We start from the raw sequence: 14006 nt of genomic DNA, 5'->3' as shown, positions 1-14006 counted from the left end.
CCCCAGGGTACGGCGACACTCGCTGCCTGCCCAGAGGCTGCCCGACGGGGCCGGGACCCCGTGGGCGTTCCCCGGAGCATGCACGAGCGCGGCGCGTAGCGCAATGGCCCCGGCTCCGCTCCCCGGCGGCCGTTCCCCAGTGACCCCTGCCCCCGGGGCGCCGTTGTAATACCGCCAGCAGCCGCCAGCAGGGAGCCGCTCCGTGCCCGGAACCCGTGATTACGCCCGTGAGGACGCCGCCGAGGGGGAGTCCCCCGATCCGGTGAGCGACGTCGTGCGGTGGGCGGCGTTCAGCTGCGCCCTGGTCCCCGTCGTGCTGCTGATGTGCGGTCAGTCCTTCGGCGGCGCGGCCGGCACCGCGGCCGGTCTGGTGGCCCTCACCTGTGTCTGCCACGCCCTGCTGCGGCAGTCCGCGCGGACCGCCGCCAGGGTCTCCGCCGAGCAGTCCGTCCCGCACCGCGGACGGCGCGGCCGGACGGGCGGCGGCAGCCATCGCGGGGCCCGCCATCCGGGGCCCGGTAGCCCCGTCGACTGACCCCGTCGCACGCCTGGACCCGTAGGTTTTCAGCCAAGTTCAGGCCGAACTTCATACCTTGGCCGGAGGGCCCTCCAACAGCCGGTCGACCAGCAAGGAAAGCACCGCGGAGGGCGGTTGCCGCCTACGGACAGTGGGCATGGGCGAGAGGCGTACTTTTCACCGGAGCCTGCAGGTGCAACGCTTCGTGATCGAACGCTTCGCGCCAAGTTGTCATGTCGACTTAGAGGCGGGTGGTGAACTGGTCACCGCGTCTCCAAGCGACGCAGTAGATTCGATCTTGGCCATGACCGGCGGGGGAACCGTTCAGGACCGAGGGGAAACGTGCAGGACCGAGAGGACTCGACCGCCGAGGGGGGCTTAGCGCCATGAGCCAGGACTCCACGACCGTACCGGAGACCGCGCGCAAGCTCTCCGGACGCCGCCGCCGGGAGATCGTCGCCGTACTTCTTTTCAGCGGCGGCCCCATCTTCGAAAGCTCCATCCCGCTCTCCGTGTTCGGGATCGACCGACAGGACGCCGGAGTTCCCCGCTACCGATTGCTGGTGTGCGCGGGCGAAGATGTGCCATTGCGAACAACCGGCGGCCTGGAATTGACCGCACCGTACGGCCTGGAGGCACTCTCCAGGGCCGGCACCGTCGTCGTACCGGCCTGGCGGTCGATCACGCAGCCGCCACCGGCCGCCGCGCTCGACGCACTGCGCCGGGCCCACGAGGAGGGCGCCCGCATCGTCGGGCTGTGCACCGGGGCCTTCGTACTGGCCGCCGCGGGGCTGCTCGACGGCAGGCCCGCCACCACCCACTGGATGTACGCGCCCACGCTCGCCAAGCGCTACCCCTCGGTCCACGTGGACCCGCGGGAGCTCTTCGTCGACGACGGCGACGTACTGACGTCCGCGGGCACCGCGGCAGGCATCGACCTGTGCCTGCACATCGTCCGCACCGACCACGGGGCCGACGCCGCGGGGGCCCTGGCCCGCCGCCTCGTCGTCCCGCCGCGCCGCAGCGGAGGACAGGAGCGCTACCTCGACAGGTCTTTACCGGAGGAGATCGGCGCCGACCCGCTGGCCGAGGTCGTCGCCTGGGCGCTGGAGCACCTCCACGAGCAGTTCGACGTGGAGACCCTGGCCGCCCGCGCGTACATGAGCCGTCGCACCTTCGACCGGCGGTTCCGTTCGCTCACCGGGAGCGCCCCGCTGCAGTGGCTGATCACCCAGCGGGTACTCCAGGCGCAGCGGCTCCTGGAGACCTCGGACTACTCCGTGGACGAGGTCGCCGGGCGCTGCGGGTTCCGTTCGCCGGTGGCCCTGCGGGGTCACTTCCGGCGGCAGCTGGGGTCCTCCCCCGCCGCCTACCGGGCCGCCTACCGGGCGCGCCGGCCGCAGAGCGGCGCGGTGGACCGGCCGGAGCGGGGCGAGCGGGCGGAGCGCGCGGAGCGGCCGGAGCGCTCCGACCGCTTCGACCGGCCGGAGCCGGTGGAGCCCCGGTCGGGGGAGGCGCTCATGGCGATGCGGCGCACGGCCATGGCCCCGGCCCACGCGGTGACGGGCGCGTCCCTGGGCGCTCCCCCACCCCATGGGGGTCATGGCGGGCATCTCGGCCATATGCCGGGCCATGCCGGTGGACCCGGGACGAACATCCCGGATCCGGGCACACCGGAGTCGGACCTCTACGCCCCACGCCTGCCCGGTCAGCGGGAGCGCCCCGTAGGGTGAGACGTATGAACGATCGCATGGTGTGGATCGACTGCGAGATGACCGGGCTCTCGCTGTCGACCGACGCGCTCATCGAGGTGGCCGCACTGGTCACCGACTCTGAGCTGAACATCCTCGGGGACGGCGTGGACATCGTCATCCGCCCGCCCGCCGAGGCGCTCGCCACCATGCCCGAGGTGGTGCGCCAGATGCACACGGCCTCCGGGCTGCTGGCGGAGCTGGACGGCGGGACCACGCTCGAAGAAGCGGAGCGGCAGGTCCTGGCGTACGTCCGCGAGCACGTCCCGGAGCCGGGCAAGGCCCCGCTGTGCGGAAACTCGGTCGGCACCGACCGCGGCTTCCTGCTGCGCGACATGCCCGGCCTGGAGAGTCACCTGCACTACCGGATCGTGGACGTGTCCTCGGTGAAGGAGCTGGCGCGCCGCTGGTTCCCGCGCGCCTACTTCTCCAGCCCGAAGAAGAACGGCAATCACCGGGCACTGTCCGACATCCGCGAATCGATCGCCGAGCTCCGCTACTACCGCGAGGCGATCTTCGTACCGCAGCCCGGTCCGGACTCCGACACGGCGAAGGCCATCGCGGCCAAGCACGTCCTGCCCGTCCAGGCGTGAAAAGACGCAGCCAGGCAGAGTGACGCAGCTCGCTCCCGGCACGGCGAAAGCTGGGAGCGAGCACCCCTCCGGACCCTGTACACTTTTTCTCGGCCGGTGGGAAACACGGAAACAAACGCCGGACGTGGTGGGTATAGCTCAGCTGGTAGAGCACCTGGTTGTGGTCCAGGATGTCGCGGGTTCGAGTCCCGTTACTCACCCTCACCGAGCAAGGGCCCGGTTCGCGCAAGCGGACCGGGCCCTTGTCGTTTTGTAGTCCCCAGGAGTGACGCAGGGCGCGTACGGGGGAAGTTCGGGCCGGGTCCGGGGAATGCTGAGGTGCCGATACCGGACGAAGGGTCATGACCGATGGCAACAGGCACTGTGAAGTGGTTCAACGCCGAAAAGGGGTTCGGCTTCATCCAGCAGGACGACGGCGGCCCGGACGTGTTCGTCCACTTCTCCGCCATCTCGGTCCAGGGCTACAGGTCACTGGAAGAGAACCAGAGAGTCTCCTACAACGTCACCCAGGGGCCGAAGGGCCCGCAGGCCGAAGACGTCGTGCCTGAGTAGTGACCCCGGCCTGGTCGAGCGGCCCCTACCGGCGCCGGGCACTGCTGCTCCTCGCGGCCGCCGCGCTCGTCCTCGTCGTCACTCTCCTCGACGGCTGCACCCGGGACGGCGGCGACACCGATCGTCCCGGCGGCAGTGGGCGGACCACGGTCACCATCGGCACCTTCGGTGTCTTCGGCTACAAGCAGGCGGGCCTCTACGAGGAGTACGAGCGGCTGCACCCGGGCGTCACCATCAAGGAAAGCGTGATCGAGCGCAATGACGCCTACTACCCCCAGCTCCTCACCCACCTCGCGGCGGGCAGCGGGCTGGCCGACATCCAGGCCATGGAGGTCGGCAACATCCACCAGGTGACGGCCGCGCAGGGCGACCTCTTCGTCGACCTGGGCCGGGTGAAGGGGGTGCGCAGCAGCGACTGGCTGCCGTGGAAGTGGGCACAGGCCACCACCCGGGACGGCCGCACCATCGGCCTCGGCACGGACATCGGGCCGATCGCCGTCTGCTACCGCAAGGACCTCTTCCGCAGGGCCGGGCTCCCGACGGACCGGGAGGCGGTCGGCCGGCTGTGGGCCGGTGACTGGCGGAAATACATCGACACCGGCCGGGCCTACGCCCGGCGGGCCCCGGCGGGCACCGTCTTCACGGACTCGGCGGCGGGGATCTACAACGCCTCCGTCCACGCCTACCCGGAGCGCTACTACGACCGCCGCGGCAGACCCGTCTACGCGAACAGCCCGGCGGTCAGGGCCTCCTGGGACCTGGCCGTGCAGGCCGTCCGGGCCGGGCTGACCGCGCGGCTCAAGCAGTTCGAGAAGCCCTGGGACCAGGCGTACGCCAACGGCCGCTTCGCCACCGTCGCCTGCCCGCCGTGGATGCTCGGCTACATCAAGGAGAAGTCGGGTGCCGCGGGCCGGGACAAGTGGGACGTGGCCGCCGCGCCCCGGCCCGCCAACTGGGGCGGCTCCTTCATCGGCGTCCCGAAGGCGGCCCGGCACCGGGCCGCGGCGATCGAGCTCGCGGTCTGGCTGACGGCGCCCGCCCAGCAGGCCCGGCTCTTCGAGCGCCAGGCCGGTGTCCCCTCCACCCCGGCCTCCTATGCGATGCCGCAGGTCAGGGACGCCCGGAACGCCTACTTCGGCAATGCGCCCATCGGGGCGATCTTCACGGCGGCGGCCCGCTCCATCCCCACGCTCGTCCACGGCCCGATGGAGGCGCAGATGGGGACGGCCTTCACCGACGTCGGCATCCCGCAGGTCGAGCAGCAGGGCCGGCCGGCCCGGGCGGGCTGGCGGGCGGCGCAGAAGGAGATCGAGAACGCGGTGGACGGATGACCGCCACCACCACGGTGGTGGAGGGCGCCCCGGCCGGCGAGGCCGCGGGCCGGCGGCAGGGCCGGGCCGGCCCCGGCCCCTGGCGCAGCCGCCTGTACCGCTGGGACCTGCGCTACAGCCCCTATGCGTTCGTCGCGCCGTTCTTCCTCTTCTTCGCCGCATTCGGGCTCTTCCCCCTCCTCTACACGGGCTGGGCCTCACTGCACCGGGTGGAGCTGACCTCCCCCGGCCGCATGGAGTGGGTGGGGCTGCACCACTACGCCCGCCTGCTGGGCAACGACTTCTTCTGGAACGCCCTGCGCAACACCTTCACCATCGGCGTCCTCTCCACCGTCCCCCAGCTGCTGATGGCGCTGGGCCTGGCCCATCTCCTCCACCACCGGCTGCGCGCCGCCACGTTCTGGCGGGTCGCCCTGCTGGCCCCCCACGCCACCTCCGTCGCCGCGGCCACGCTCGTCTTCGTCCTGCTCTACGGGCGGGACTACGGCATGGTGAACTGGGCGCTGGACGCGGCGGAGATCGGCCCGGTCGACTGGCAGAACGGCACCTGGTCCTCCCGGTGCGCGGTGTCCTCGATCGTCATCTGGCGGTGGACGGGCTACAACGCGCTGATCTACCTGGCCGCCATGCAGGCGGTGCCGGACGAGCTGTACGAATCGGCGGCGCTGGACGGCGCCTCGCGGCTGCGGCAGTTCCGGCACGTCACCGTGCCGGCGCTGCGGCCGACCATCCTCTTCACGATCGTCGTCTCGACGATCGGGGCGACCCAGCTCTTCGGCGAACCGCTGCTGTTCGGCGGGGCCGGAGGGCAGAAGGGCGGCGCCGCGCACCAGTTCCAGACGCTCGGTCTCTACCTCTACGAGCAGGGCTGGTTCAACTTCCACCTGGGGCGGGCCTGTGCCGTCGCCTGGACGATGTTCCTGATCCTGCTGCTGATCGCCGCCGTCGGCGGGCTGATCGCGCGGCACCTGCGGAAGGAAGGGTGAGTCAGGGCCGTGACCTCCGGCAGCCCGAGGCCCGCGACCGCGGCGCGACCGCTCGTCCCGGCCCCCCGCGCGGGGCGGCAGCTGCACGGCGGGCCCCTCGCCTACGCCGTGCTGACGCTCTTCACCGCCGGCTCGCTCCTCCCCCTGGTGTGGACGGCGGTCGCGGCCTCCCGGGACAACGCCCGCCTGGCCCGCACCCCACCGCCCCTGTGGTTCGGCGGCAGGCTCCTGGAGAACCTCGGCTCGGCGTGGACCGACGCCAACATGGGGCTCGCGCTGTTCAACACGACCCTGGTCGCCGGGACCGTCGCGCTGGGCACCGTGCTCTTCTCCACCGTCGCCGGCTTCGCCCTCGCCAAGCTGCGCTTCCGCTTCCGCCGGGCCCTGCTCCTGCTGACCGTCGGCACGATGACGGTCCCGCCGCAGCTGAGCGTGGTGCCGTTGTTCCTGGTCGTCGCCCGCCTCGGCTGGACCGACCAGCTGCAGTCCGTCGTCCTGCCCACCCTGGTCAGCGCCTTCGGCGTGTTCTTCATGCGGCAGTACCTCGTCGAGGCGCTGCCCACCGAGCTGATCGAGGCGGCCCGCGTCGACGGCGCGAGCAGCTGGCGCGTGGTGTGGCACGTCGTCCTCCCCGTCGCCCGGCCGGCCATGGCCGTGCTGGGCATGCTCTCGTTCGTCCAGGCGTGGAACGACTTCTTCTGGCCCGTCATCGCCCTGACCCAGGAGAACCCGACCGTGCAGGTGGCCCTCACCGGACTCGGCCGCGGCTACGTCCCCGACCAGGCCGTCGTCATGGCCGGTGCGCTGCTGGGCACCCTGCCGCTGCTGCTCGCCTTCACGCTCTTCGGCAGACAGATCGTCGGCGGCATCATGCGGGGTGCGGTCAAGGGCTGATCCCGTCCTCCCTCCCCCCTTTCTCTCCCACCTCCCGGAGCGCTCTCGTGACCGTGAACTTCCCGTCCGGCTTCCTCTGGGGTGCCGCGACCGCCGCCTACCAGGTCGAAGGCGCCGCCCGGGAGGACGGCCGCACCCCGTCCATCTGGGACACCTTCGCCCGTACCCCCGGCAGGGTGCAGGGCGGCGACACCGGGGACGTCGCCACCGACCACTACCACCGCCGCCGGGAGGACGTGCGCCTGATGGCCGGGCTGGGCCTGGGGGCCTACCGCTTCTCCGTCTCCTGGCCGCGCGTCCAGCCCACCGGCCGCGGGCCCGCCTCCCGGCGCGGGCTCGACTTCTACCGGGCGCTCGTCGACGACCTCCTCTCCCACGGCATCAGGCCGGTGCTGACCCTCTATCACTGGGACCTGCCGCAGGAGCTGGAGGACGCCGGCGGCTGGCCCGAGCGCGAGACGGCCCACCGTTTCGCCGACTACGCGCACCTGGTCGGCGAGGCACTGGGCGACCGCGTCGAACTGTGGACCACCCTCAACGAGCCCTGGTGCAGCGCCTTCCTCGGCTACGCCTCCGGGGTGCACGCCCCGGGCCGCACCGACGACGAGGCCGCCCTGCGGGCCGCCCACCACCTCAACCTCGCCCACGGGCTGGGCGCTCAGGCGCTGCGCGCCGTCCTGCCCGCCCGGGCGCTGCTGACCGTCGCCCTCAACACCTGCGCCGTACGCGCCCGTACGCCCTCCCCCGCGGACGCGGACGCCCGGCGCCGCATCGACGCCCTCTCCACGCGTATCTTCACCGGGCCCATGCTGCGCGGCGCGTACCCCGCCGACCTGCTGGCCGACACGGCGACGATCACCGACTGGTCGTTCGTGCGCGACGGAGATCCGGACGTCATCAAGCACCCCCTCGACGTGCTGGGCATCAACTACTACGCACCGACAGTGGTATCAGCCGCCACTGACAGCCGCCCCGCCCGCGCCGACGGCCACGGCGGCGAGCGCTCCCCGTGGCCGGGCGCCGACGGCGTGGCCTTCCACCAGCCGCCGGGCAAGCGGACCGCGATGGGCTGGTCCGTCGACCCCACCGGCCTCCACGACCTGCTGATGCGCTTCTCGCGCGAGGCCCCGGACCTGCCGCTCGTCATCACCGAGAACGGTGCCGCCTACGACGACAAGCCGGGCGCGGACGGCACGGTGCACGACCCCGAACGCATCGCCTACCTGCACGCCCACCTGGAGGCCGTGCTGCGCGCCCTGGGCGACGGTGCGGACGTCCGCGGCTACTTCCTGTGGTCCCTCCTGGACAACTTCGAATGGGCGTACGGCTACAGCAAGCGCTTCGGTGCGGTCTACGTCGACTACGCCACCGGGGCCCGCATCCCCAAGTCCAGCGCCGACTGGTACGCCCGCCTGATCCGGACGGGGCAGCTTCCGCCCCCCTGAGGCCGCGGCTACTCGAAGACCGAGGGCGGCGGCGCGGGCGAGGGCCGGGCGTCGGCATCGGTGACGGGCGCCGCGCCACCGGTGAAGTCGTCGAGGGCCCGGCCGTGTTCGACCCGCCCCTGGTGCGGGTCGGTGGCCGCCCGGCGGGTGAGCTCGGCGACGGGCAGCTCGCGGTCGGCGGCCAGCAGGACGGCGTTGCCGAAACGGCGGCCGCGCAGCACCGCCGGGTCGGCGGTCAGGCACAGCTCCGGGAAGACGGTCCGTACGGTCGCGATCTGCGCCTTGAGGTGGGCGAGCGGCGGGCCGTCGGCGAGGTTCGCGGCGTAGAAGCCGCCCGGCCGCAGCGCGCGCCGCACCTCGGCCGTGAACTCGGTGCTGGTCAGGTGGGCGGGGGTGCGGGCGCCGCTGAAGACATCGGCGATGATCAGGTCCGCCCAGCCGTCCGGCACCTTGGCGAGCCCCTCGCGGGCGTCGCCGCCGCGCACCCGGATGCGCCAGCCGCTCTCCAGCGGCAGCTCGGCGCGGACGAACTGCACGAGCGGGGCGTCGATCTCCACGATCTGCTGGGTGGAGCGGGGCCGGGTGGCGGCGATGTAGCGGGCGAGCGTGAACGCGCCACCGCCGAGGTGCAGCGCCTGGACGGGCCTGCCGGGCGGCGCGACGAGGTCGGCGATGTGGCCGAGCCGGCGCTGGTAGGAGAAGTCCAGGTGCGCGGGGTCGTCGAGGTCCACATGGGACTGCGGGGCACCGTCGATCAGGAGGGTGCGGGCGCGCGGCCGGTCACGGTCGGGGACCAGCTCCGCGAGACCGCCCGCCACCTGCGCGGATATCGCTTCCGCGGTGCGCCCGCGCGCTTGTTTCTGCTTGCCCTTCGCCACCCGTCCAGTATCGCCGCTGCCGGCGGCCCGGCTTAACGGCAGCGGTCGACGGCCTCGATGGTGCGGGCGGCCTCGCCGAGCGCGGCGCGCAGCACCACGGGGTCGGTGGCGGTGCCGTAGGCGGCGTCCGGCGCGACGAGCCAGCCGGTGCCGGTGACGGGCGGCTCGGCGGGGGCGCCGGTGCGCAGCCCGCGTCCGTAGGTCTGGGTGCAGGCGCTGCCCGGCACGTCCCAGCCGTCCGCCGTGCCGGCGGGCACGAGGAAGCCGAGGGTGTCGCAGTCGCCGTCGTGCAGGACGGGTCCGACGCCGTCGCGCAGCCGCAGGATGTCCACCGCCTCCAGGCCCTGGCGGGCGGGGACGGTGACGAGGTCGCAGGGCCGGCCGTCGGCGGCGTCCTCACCGGCGGCCGGGGGCGGGGAGGCGCTGCGGTCCTGACGCGGCTGGTGCAGAGCCGTCGTCCGCGAACCGCCGCCGATGTCCAGTCCGGCCTCCGCCACGGGAAACCCCTCCTCACGCCGTGCTGTCCGCATCGGGTCCACATCGAGCCCGCGCTCACGCTGCACGGGGTTCAACGGCCGGGGGCGTCAACGGCTACGGCGCCATGCCGCTGCAAAGGATGGCAGTTCATGGCGGATGACAGGTGGGATATCCGTTTTGTAGCCAAACCGGACCTGGGCGCGCCGGTGCAGCCGGTACGGTCATCACGCCACACGGCAGCACAGCCGCCCGCCCCGCGGGTTGCCCGAGGGGCGGCTCGCCAGGGAGAGGGTCCGCCATGGCGTCGCACAGCGCGTCCTCGTCACCGCGTCCGAACACCGCCTTCCGGAAGCTGCGGGGGCAGCGCTCACCAGGCGAGTTCGCGGCGGCGGTGCGCCGGGCGGCGCGGGAGATCGGTGAGCACGTCTCGTGTGACGCGCGCTACGTCGGGCGCGTCGAGTCGGGCGAGATCCGCTGCCCCAACTACGCCTACGAACGGGTGTTCAGGCATATGTTCCCCGGCCTCGAACCGGCGGACATGGGCTTCGCACCGCGCGAGGCGGTGCGCGGACGGGGGGCGCGCAAGCAGAGCTCCGCGCCCCCCGGGCCATCCGAGAGCCCGGCCGAAAGCCGTACCTCCGGTGCGGTGGGCGACACCTTCGACAGCACCGAGGAGAGCGACGTGTTGCGTCGCGCGTTCATGACCACTGGTACGGCCGCCGTGGCCGCCGCCTCCCTGGGCCCCGCCCCCGCCGCCCTCGCGTCCTCGCAGCGCCGCGCGGGCGCGGCCGAGGCCGCCGCCGTGGAGCAGGCCGTGCGGCGCATCCGGCTGCTCGACGACCGGCACGGCGCCGACGGGCTGTACCGGCGCGCCACCCGCCCGCTGAAGGCGGCGTACGAGCTGCTCGACGCCCAGACCCGGCGGCGGTCGGTGGCGGACCGGCTGCACGCGGGGGCGGGTGAGCTGGCGATCTCCGTCGGCTGGCTGGCCCATGACTCGGGCCGGTTCGCCGACGCCCGTTCGCACTACGCGGAGGCCCTGGCCACCGCGCGGGTCGCGGGCGATCCGGCACTGGAGGCGCACGCCTTCTGCAACACCGCCTTCCTGGCGCGGGACGCGGGACGGCCGCGCGAGGCCGTGCGCGCCGCGCAGGCGGCCCAGCGGGCGGGGCAGCGACTGGGGTCGGCGCGGCTGCTGTCCCTGCTGTCCCTGCGCGAGGCGGGCGGCTGGGCCCTGCTGGAGGACCGGGCGGCGACGGAGGAGGCGCTGCTGCGGGCGCGGGCGCTGTTCGACCGGGGCACGTGCGAGGCGGACCCGGAGTGGATGAGCTTCTTCGGCGAGGCGGAGCTGGAGGGGCTGGAGTCGCAGTGCTGGTCGGCGCTGGGCGACTGGCGGCGCGCGGCGGAGCACGCGGAGCGGGCGGTCGGCCTGCAGGACCCGCACTTCGCCCGGAACACCGCCCTCTACACGGCGCAGCTGGCGGGCGACCTGGCCCGGGGCGGCGCCCCGGACGAGGCCGCCGCCGCGGGCGGGCGGGCGCTGAGCCTGCTGGGCCAGGTCCGGTCGACCCGTATCCGCGGCATGCTCTCGGCCACGACCCAGCTGCTCGGGCGGCACGCGGCCAACCCGGCGGTGGCCTCGTTCCTGGCCCGCCACCGGATGGCCGCACGGTCGGCGTGAGCCCCGGGGCCCGGCTCCCCGGGCGGGGTGGCCCGGCTCGTCAGGCGAGGTGGCCCGTGTCGTTCCAGCGCTCCAGCGCGGGGGCGCCGTAGGCCCAGCCGAGGACGGACAGCGACGTGGGGTCGAGGCGGATGCGGGAACCGAAGAAGACGTCCTCGCCCAGCCAGCGGGCCGCGATGGTGCGCAGGATGTGGCCGTGGGCGAAGATCAGCACGTCGCGGTCGGCCTCGCGGGCCCACGCCACGACCTCGTCGGCCCGCGCGGCGATCTCCGCCCGGGTCTCGCCCTCGGGGACGCCGTCGCGCCAGATGAGCCAGTCGGGGCGGCCCGCCTTGATCTCGGCCGGGGTCATGCCCTCGTAGGCGCCGTAGTCCCACTCCATGAGCGCGTCCCACTCGCTCGCCCGGTCGCCGAAGCCGGCCAGTTCGCAGGTCTCCTTGGCGCGCACCAGCGGGCTGGTGCGGACCTCCACGCCCGGCAGGGCGTCCCAGGGCGTCCGGTGCAGCCGCTCGCCCAGCAGCTTGGCGCCGCGCCGGCCCTCGTCCAGCAGCGGGATGTCCGTGCGGCCGGTGTGCTTCCCGGACAGCGACCACTGCGTCTGTCCGTGCCGGGCCAGCAGGATGCGCGGTGCCATGGCGAGGCCCCTCCAACATTTCGATGACGTTCCGCGTCCATCATCACTCACGTCACACCCAGGCAACCCTCGGGGCAATCCGGGCGTCTCCCTCCGAGCACCTCGGTGTTCGAGTGAACGCCGGGGCGGTGTGCGAGCAATGTGGCGTACACCGTACGGTTGCAAGCGCGCTTTTGGTCGCCTGAACAAATGGAGAGCCGTCCGCATGTACCGCACCGCACCACAAGGCAAGCGGCCGCGCTGGTGGACCGAACTGCCTCTGATAGCCGTGGTGTACGGGCTGTACTCGGCGGGACGGCTGCTGGTCCGGGGCGATGTGCAGTCGGCCGTGGATCACGGCCTCGCAATCCTCGATCTTGAAAAAACGTTCCGAATAAACTTCGAGCACCCGCTCAACCGGCTGTTCACCGAGCACGCCTCGATCGGCATACCCGCCGACTTCGCCTACGCCGCCCTGCACTACCTCCTCACCCCGGCCCTCCTGGTCTGGCTCTTCCGGCGCCGCCCCGACCACTACCGGCGGATGCGGACCTGGCTGATGATCTCCACCCTCATCGGCCTCATCGGCTTCACCCTCCTGCCCACCTGCCCGCCCCGGCTCCTCGACGGCTCCTACGGCTTCGTCGACACCATGCACCAGTACTCGCAGTACGGCTGGTGGGGCGGCGAGGCCAGTGCCCCGCGCGGCCTCGGCGGGCTCACCAACCAGTACGCGGCCATGCCGAGCCTGCACGTCGGCTGGGCCCTGTGGTGCGGGGCCGTGCTCTGGCGCCACAGCCGCGCCGCCTGGGCGCGGATCGCCGGCATCGCCTACCCGCTCCTGATCACCCTCGTCGTGATGGGCACCGCCAACCACTACTTCCTCGACGCCGCCGCCGGCGTCGGCGTCATGGGTGTCGGCTACCTGCTCGCCCGCCCCGCGCTGCGGCTCACCGCCCGCATCCGCGACCGCTTCACCGGCGCGACGGACGCGGAAACCACCGGGACGCCCGCGATTGTCAGTGCCGGGTGCGAGACTGCCGCGGGTACAGCGCTTCCCCGGACCACCGTCGCCGGCTTCCCCGCCGGAGCGGGCCGGCCGGGGGCGCCGGAGAGACTTCGCGAGGCGGACGCCAGTGACCAGATCCCTCGACAGCAGGCCCGGGGCGAGGCCGGGGACGACCGCGCCGACGACGCTGCGGCAGCGGCTCGCTGAGCTGCGCGGCCCCTCGGTCGCACCCCTCCCGCTGGACGCCCGCGCGCTCGCCGCGCTGGCCGCCAACCCCGGCTGCCACCGCCGCGCCCTGCTCGACGGCGCCGGTGTGGACAAGGCCGCCCTCGCGCGGGCCCTCGGCTCCCCGGCGACGTTCGGGCAGTCCCAGTTCGCGTTCGCCCGCGGCCACGCCTTCGAGGCGCGCGTCAAGGCGGACGGCGGCACGGAGCTCGTCCGGCTGCTCCACGCGCGCCTGGCCGGTGACGCGGCGGCGGCCCCGCCGCCCGGGCCGGACGACGTCCGCATCCCCGACCTCACCGCCGCCGGGCCCGAGGGGCGCACGGCCCGTACGGCCCTGGCCCTGCGCGAGGCCACGACCGCCGGCCGGTGGACGCTGCTGGACCACCCCCTGCTGGCCATGGACGTCGCCGGAACGCCCGCCTACCTGGAGCCGGACGCGGTGGTCGTCCACCCCGACGGCGGCTGGACGGTCGTCGAGATCAAGTCCTTCGCCATGGTCGACGGCTCGGCCGACGCCGCGAAGGTGGGCGCGGCCGCCCGGCAGGCGGCGGTGTACGCGCTCGCCCTGGAGCCCCTGGCCGGGCGCGTCGCCTCCGGTGCGGCGGTGCACCACCAGGTCCTGCTGGTCTGCCCCAAGGACTTCTCCAACGTCCCCGACGCCGCCCTCGTCGACATCCGCAAGCAGCTCGCCACCACGCGCCGCCAGCTCGGCCGGCTCACCGGCGTGGCCGACATCGCCGCCGCCCTGCCGGAGGGCACCAGCTTCGACCTGTGCCTGGACGACGACGGCCGCACGCCGCTGCGCCCGTCCGGCGAGCTGGCCGAGGCGCTCGACGCGGTCGCACCGGCCTACGCGCCGGAGTGCCTGGCCGCCTGCGAGCTGGCCTTCCACTGCCGCGCCCGGGCCCGGACGGCGGGCTCCGTGCAGACGCTGGGCCGCGGGGCCCGCGCCGAGCTGGGCGGCCTGACCACGATCGAGTCCGTCCTGGCGGCCGCGGCCGGAGAGGCCGGCGACCCCGGCGACCCCGCCGTCGCCGCCCTGCGCCGCGCGGCG

14 protein-coding genes and 1 tRNA gene are annotated in these 14006 nt (G+C 73.6%); 12 read left to right on the top strand and 3 right to left on the bottom strand.

All coding sequences use genetic code 11. The annotated features are described in order from the left end of the window. Nucleotides 1-202 precede the first annotated feature (202 nt). From LE181_RS19480 to LE181_RS19440, 9 genes are all read left to right on the top strand, one after another. Complete coding sequence (locus tag LE181_RS19480) at nt 203-535, top strand: hypothetical protein (protein ID WP_225662591.1); 333 nt, start codon at nt 203-205, stop codon at nt 533-535. 368 nt (nt 536-903) lie between these two features. Then, nucleotides 904-2250, top strand: coding sequence for a helix-turn-helix domain-containing protein (locus LE181_RS19475; protein ID WP_225662590.1), 1347 nt, complete (start codon nt 904-906; stop codon nt 2248-2250). A 5-nt stretch (nt 2251-2255) separates the two neighbouring features. Continuing rightward, on the top strand, nt 2256-2861 hold the full coding sequence (orn, locus tag LE181_RS19470; RefSeq protein ID WP_225662589.1) for an oligoribonuclease: 606 nt from the start codon (nt 2256-2258) through the stop codon (nt 2859-2861). A gap of 127 nt (nt 2862-2988) precedes the next feature. Continuing rightward, nucleotides 2989-3061, top strand: a tRNA-His gene (locus LE181_RS19465). A 148-nt stretch (nt 3062-3209) separates the two neighbouring features. Then, nucleotides 3210-3413: a cold-shock protein gene (locus LE181_RS19460; protein WP_225662588.1), complete on the top strand. Its 204-nt coding sequence runs from the start codon at nt 3210-3212 to the stop codon at nt 3411-3413. Further along, nucleotides 3413-4744 carry an ABC transporter substrate-binding protein gene (locus LE181_RS19455; RefSeq protein ID WP_225662587.1) on the top strand — a complete coding sequence of 444 codons (1332 nt, stop codon included), beginning with the start codon at nt 3413-3415 and terminating at the stop codon, nt 4742-4744. The genes LE181_RS19460 and LE181_RS19455 overlap by 1 nt, the downstream gene beginning before the upstream one ends. Further along, nucleotides 4741-5730, top strand: coding sequence for a carbohydrate ABC transporter permease (locus LE181_RS19450; RefSeq protein ID WP_225662586.1), 990 nt, complete (start codon nt 4741-4743; stop codon nt 5728-5730). Before LE181_RS19455 ends, LE181_RS19450 begins: the two co-directional genes overlap by 4 nt. A 9-nt stretch (nt 5731-5739) precedes the next feature. After that, complete coding sequence (locus LE181_RS19445; RefSeq protein ID WP_225662585.1) at nt 5740-6624, top strand: carbohydrate ABC transporter permease; 885 nt, start codon at nt 5740-5742, stop codon at nt 6622-6624. A gap of 47 nt (nt 6625-6671) precedes the next feature. Beyond that, nucleotides 6672-8069 carry a GH1 family beta-glucosidase gene (locus LE181_RS19440; protein ID WP_225662584.1) on the top strand — a complete coding sequence of 466 codons (1398 nt, stop codon included), beginning with the start codon at nt 6672-6674 and terminating at the stop codon, nt 8067-8069. A gap of 8 nt (nt 8070-8077) precedes the next feature. Here the strand turns inward: LE181_RS19440 and LE181_RS19435 are convergent, their stop codons facing one another. Beyond that, nucleotides 8078-8947: a spermidine synthase gene (locus LE181_RS19435; protein WP_225662583.1), complete on the bottom strand. Its 870-nt coding sequence runs from the start codon at nt 8945-8947 to the stop codon at nt 8078-8080. Nucleotides 8948-8979: 32 nt separating this feature from the next. Continuing rightward, the gene (locus LE181_RS19430; RefSeq protein ID WP_225662582.1) at nt 8980-9477 is read right to left on the bottom strand and encodes a hypothetical protein; all 498 of its coding nucleotides are present in this window, start codon (nt 9475-9477) and stop codon (nt 8980-8982) included. 245 nt (nt 9478-9722) lie between these two features. Here LE181_RS19430 and LE181_RS19425 point away from each other — a divergent pair, with 245 nt between their 5' ends. Next, on the top strand, nt 9723-11105 hold the full coding sequence (locus LE181_RS19425; protein ID WP_225662581.1) for an NsdA family TPR-like regulatory protein: 1383 nt from the start codon (nt 9723-9725) through the stop codon (nt 11103-11105). Nucleotides 11106-11145: 40 nt separating this feature from the next. Here the strand turns inward: LE181_RS19425 and LE181_RS19420 are convergent, their stop codons facing one another. Continuing rightward, complete coding sequence (locus tag LE181_RS19420; RefSeq protein WP_225662580.1) at nt 11146-11739, bottom strand: histidine phosphatase family protein; 594 nt, start codon at nt 11737-11739, stop codon at nt 11146-11148. A gap of 205 nt (nt 11740-11944) precedes the next feature. Here LE181_RS19420 and LE181_RS19415 point away from each other — a divergent pair, with 205 nt between their 5' ends. Both LE181_RS19415 and LE181_RS19410 read left to right on the top strand, forming a co-directional pair. Continuing rightward, nucleotides 11945-12934, top strand: coding sequence for a phosphatase PAP2 family protein (locus tag LE181_RS19415; protein ID WP_225662579.1), 990 nt, complete (start codon nt 11945-11947; stop codon nt 12932-12934). Next, a partial coding sequence (locus LE181_RS19410) for a hypothetical protein (protein ID WP_225662578.1) occupies nt 12855-14006 on the top strand: 1152 nt, incomplete at its 3' end. The genes LE181_RS19415 and LE181_RS19410, both read left to right, overlap by 80 nt.

This window comes from Streptomyces sichuanensis (assembly GCF_020328095.1).
GTDB classification, from domain to species: Bacteria; Actinomycetota; Actinomycetes; order Streptomycetales; family Streptomycetaceae; genus Streptomyces; species Streptomyces cinnamoneus.
This window is presented reverse-complemented; position numbering and strand designations above follow the sequence as displayed.

Bases quoted from the DNA above. Each gene is read 5' to 3' on its own strand.
- LE181_RS19450 (WP_225662586.1), top strand. From the start codon at position 4,741: ATGACCGCCACCACCACGGTGGTGGAGGGCGCCCCGGCCGGCGAGGCC.
- LE181_RS19475 (WP_225662590.1), top strand. From the start codon at position 904: ATGAGCCAGGACTCCACGACCGTACCGGAGACCGCGCGCAAGCTCTCC.
- LE181_RS19415 (WP_225662579.1), top strand. From the start codon at position 11,945: ATGTACCGCACCGCACCACAAGGCAAGCGGCCGCGCTGGTGGACCGAA.
- LE181_RS19430 (WP_225662582.1), bottom strand. From the start codon at position 9,477: ATGCGGACAGCACGGCGTGAGGAGGGGTTTCCCGTGGCGGAGGCCGGA.
- orn (WP_225662589.1), top strand. From the start codon at position 2,256: ATGAACGATCGCATGGTGTGGATCGACTGCGAGATGACCGGGCTCTCG.
- LE181_RS19420 (WP_225662580.1), bottom strand. From the start codon at position 11,739: ATGGCACCGCGCATCCTGCTGGCCCGGCACGGACAGACGCAGTGGTCG.
- LE181_RS19425 (WP_225662581.1), top strand. From the start codon at position 9,723: ATGGCGTCGCACAGCGCGTCCTCGTCACCGCGTCCGAACACCGCCTTC.
- LE181_RS19460 (WP_225662588.1), top strand. From the start codon at position 3,210: ATGGCAACAGGCACTGTGAAGTGGTTCAACGCCGAAAAGGGGTTCGGC.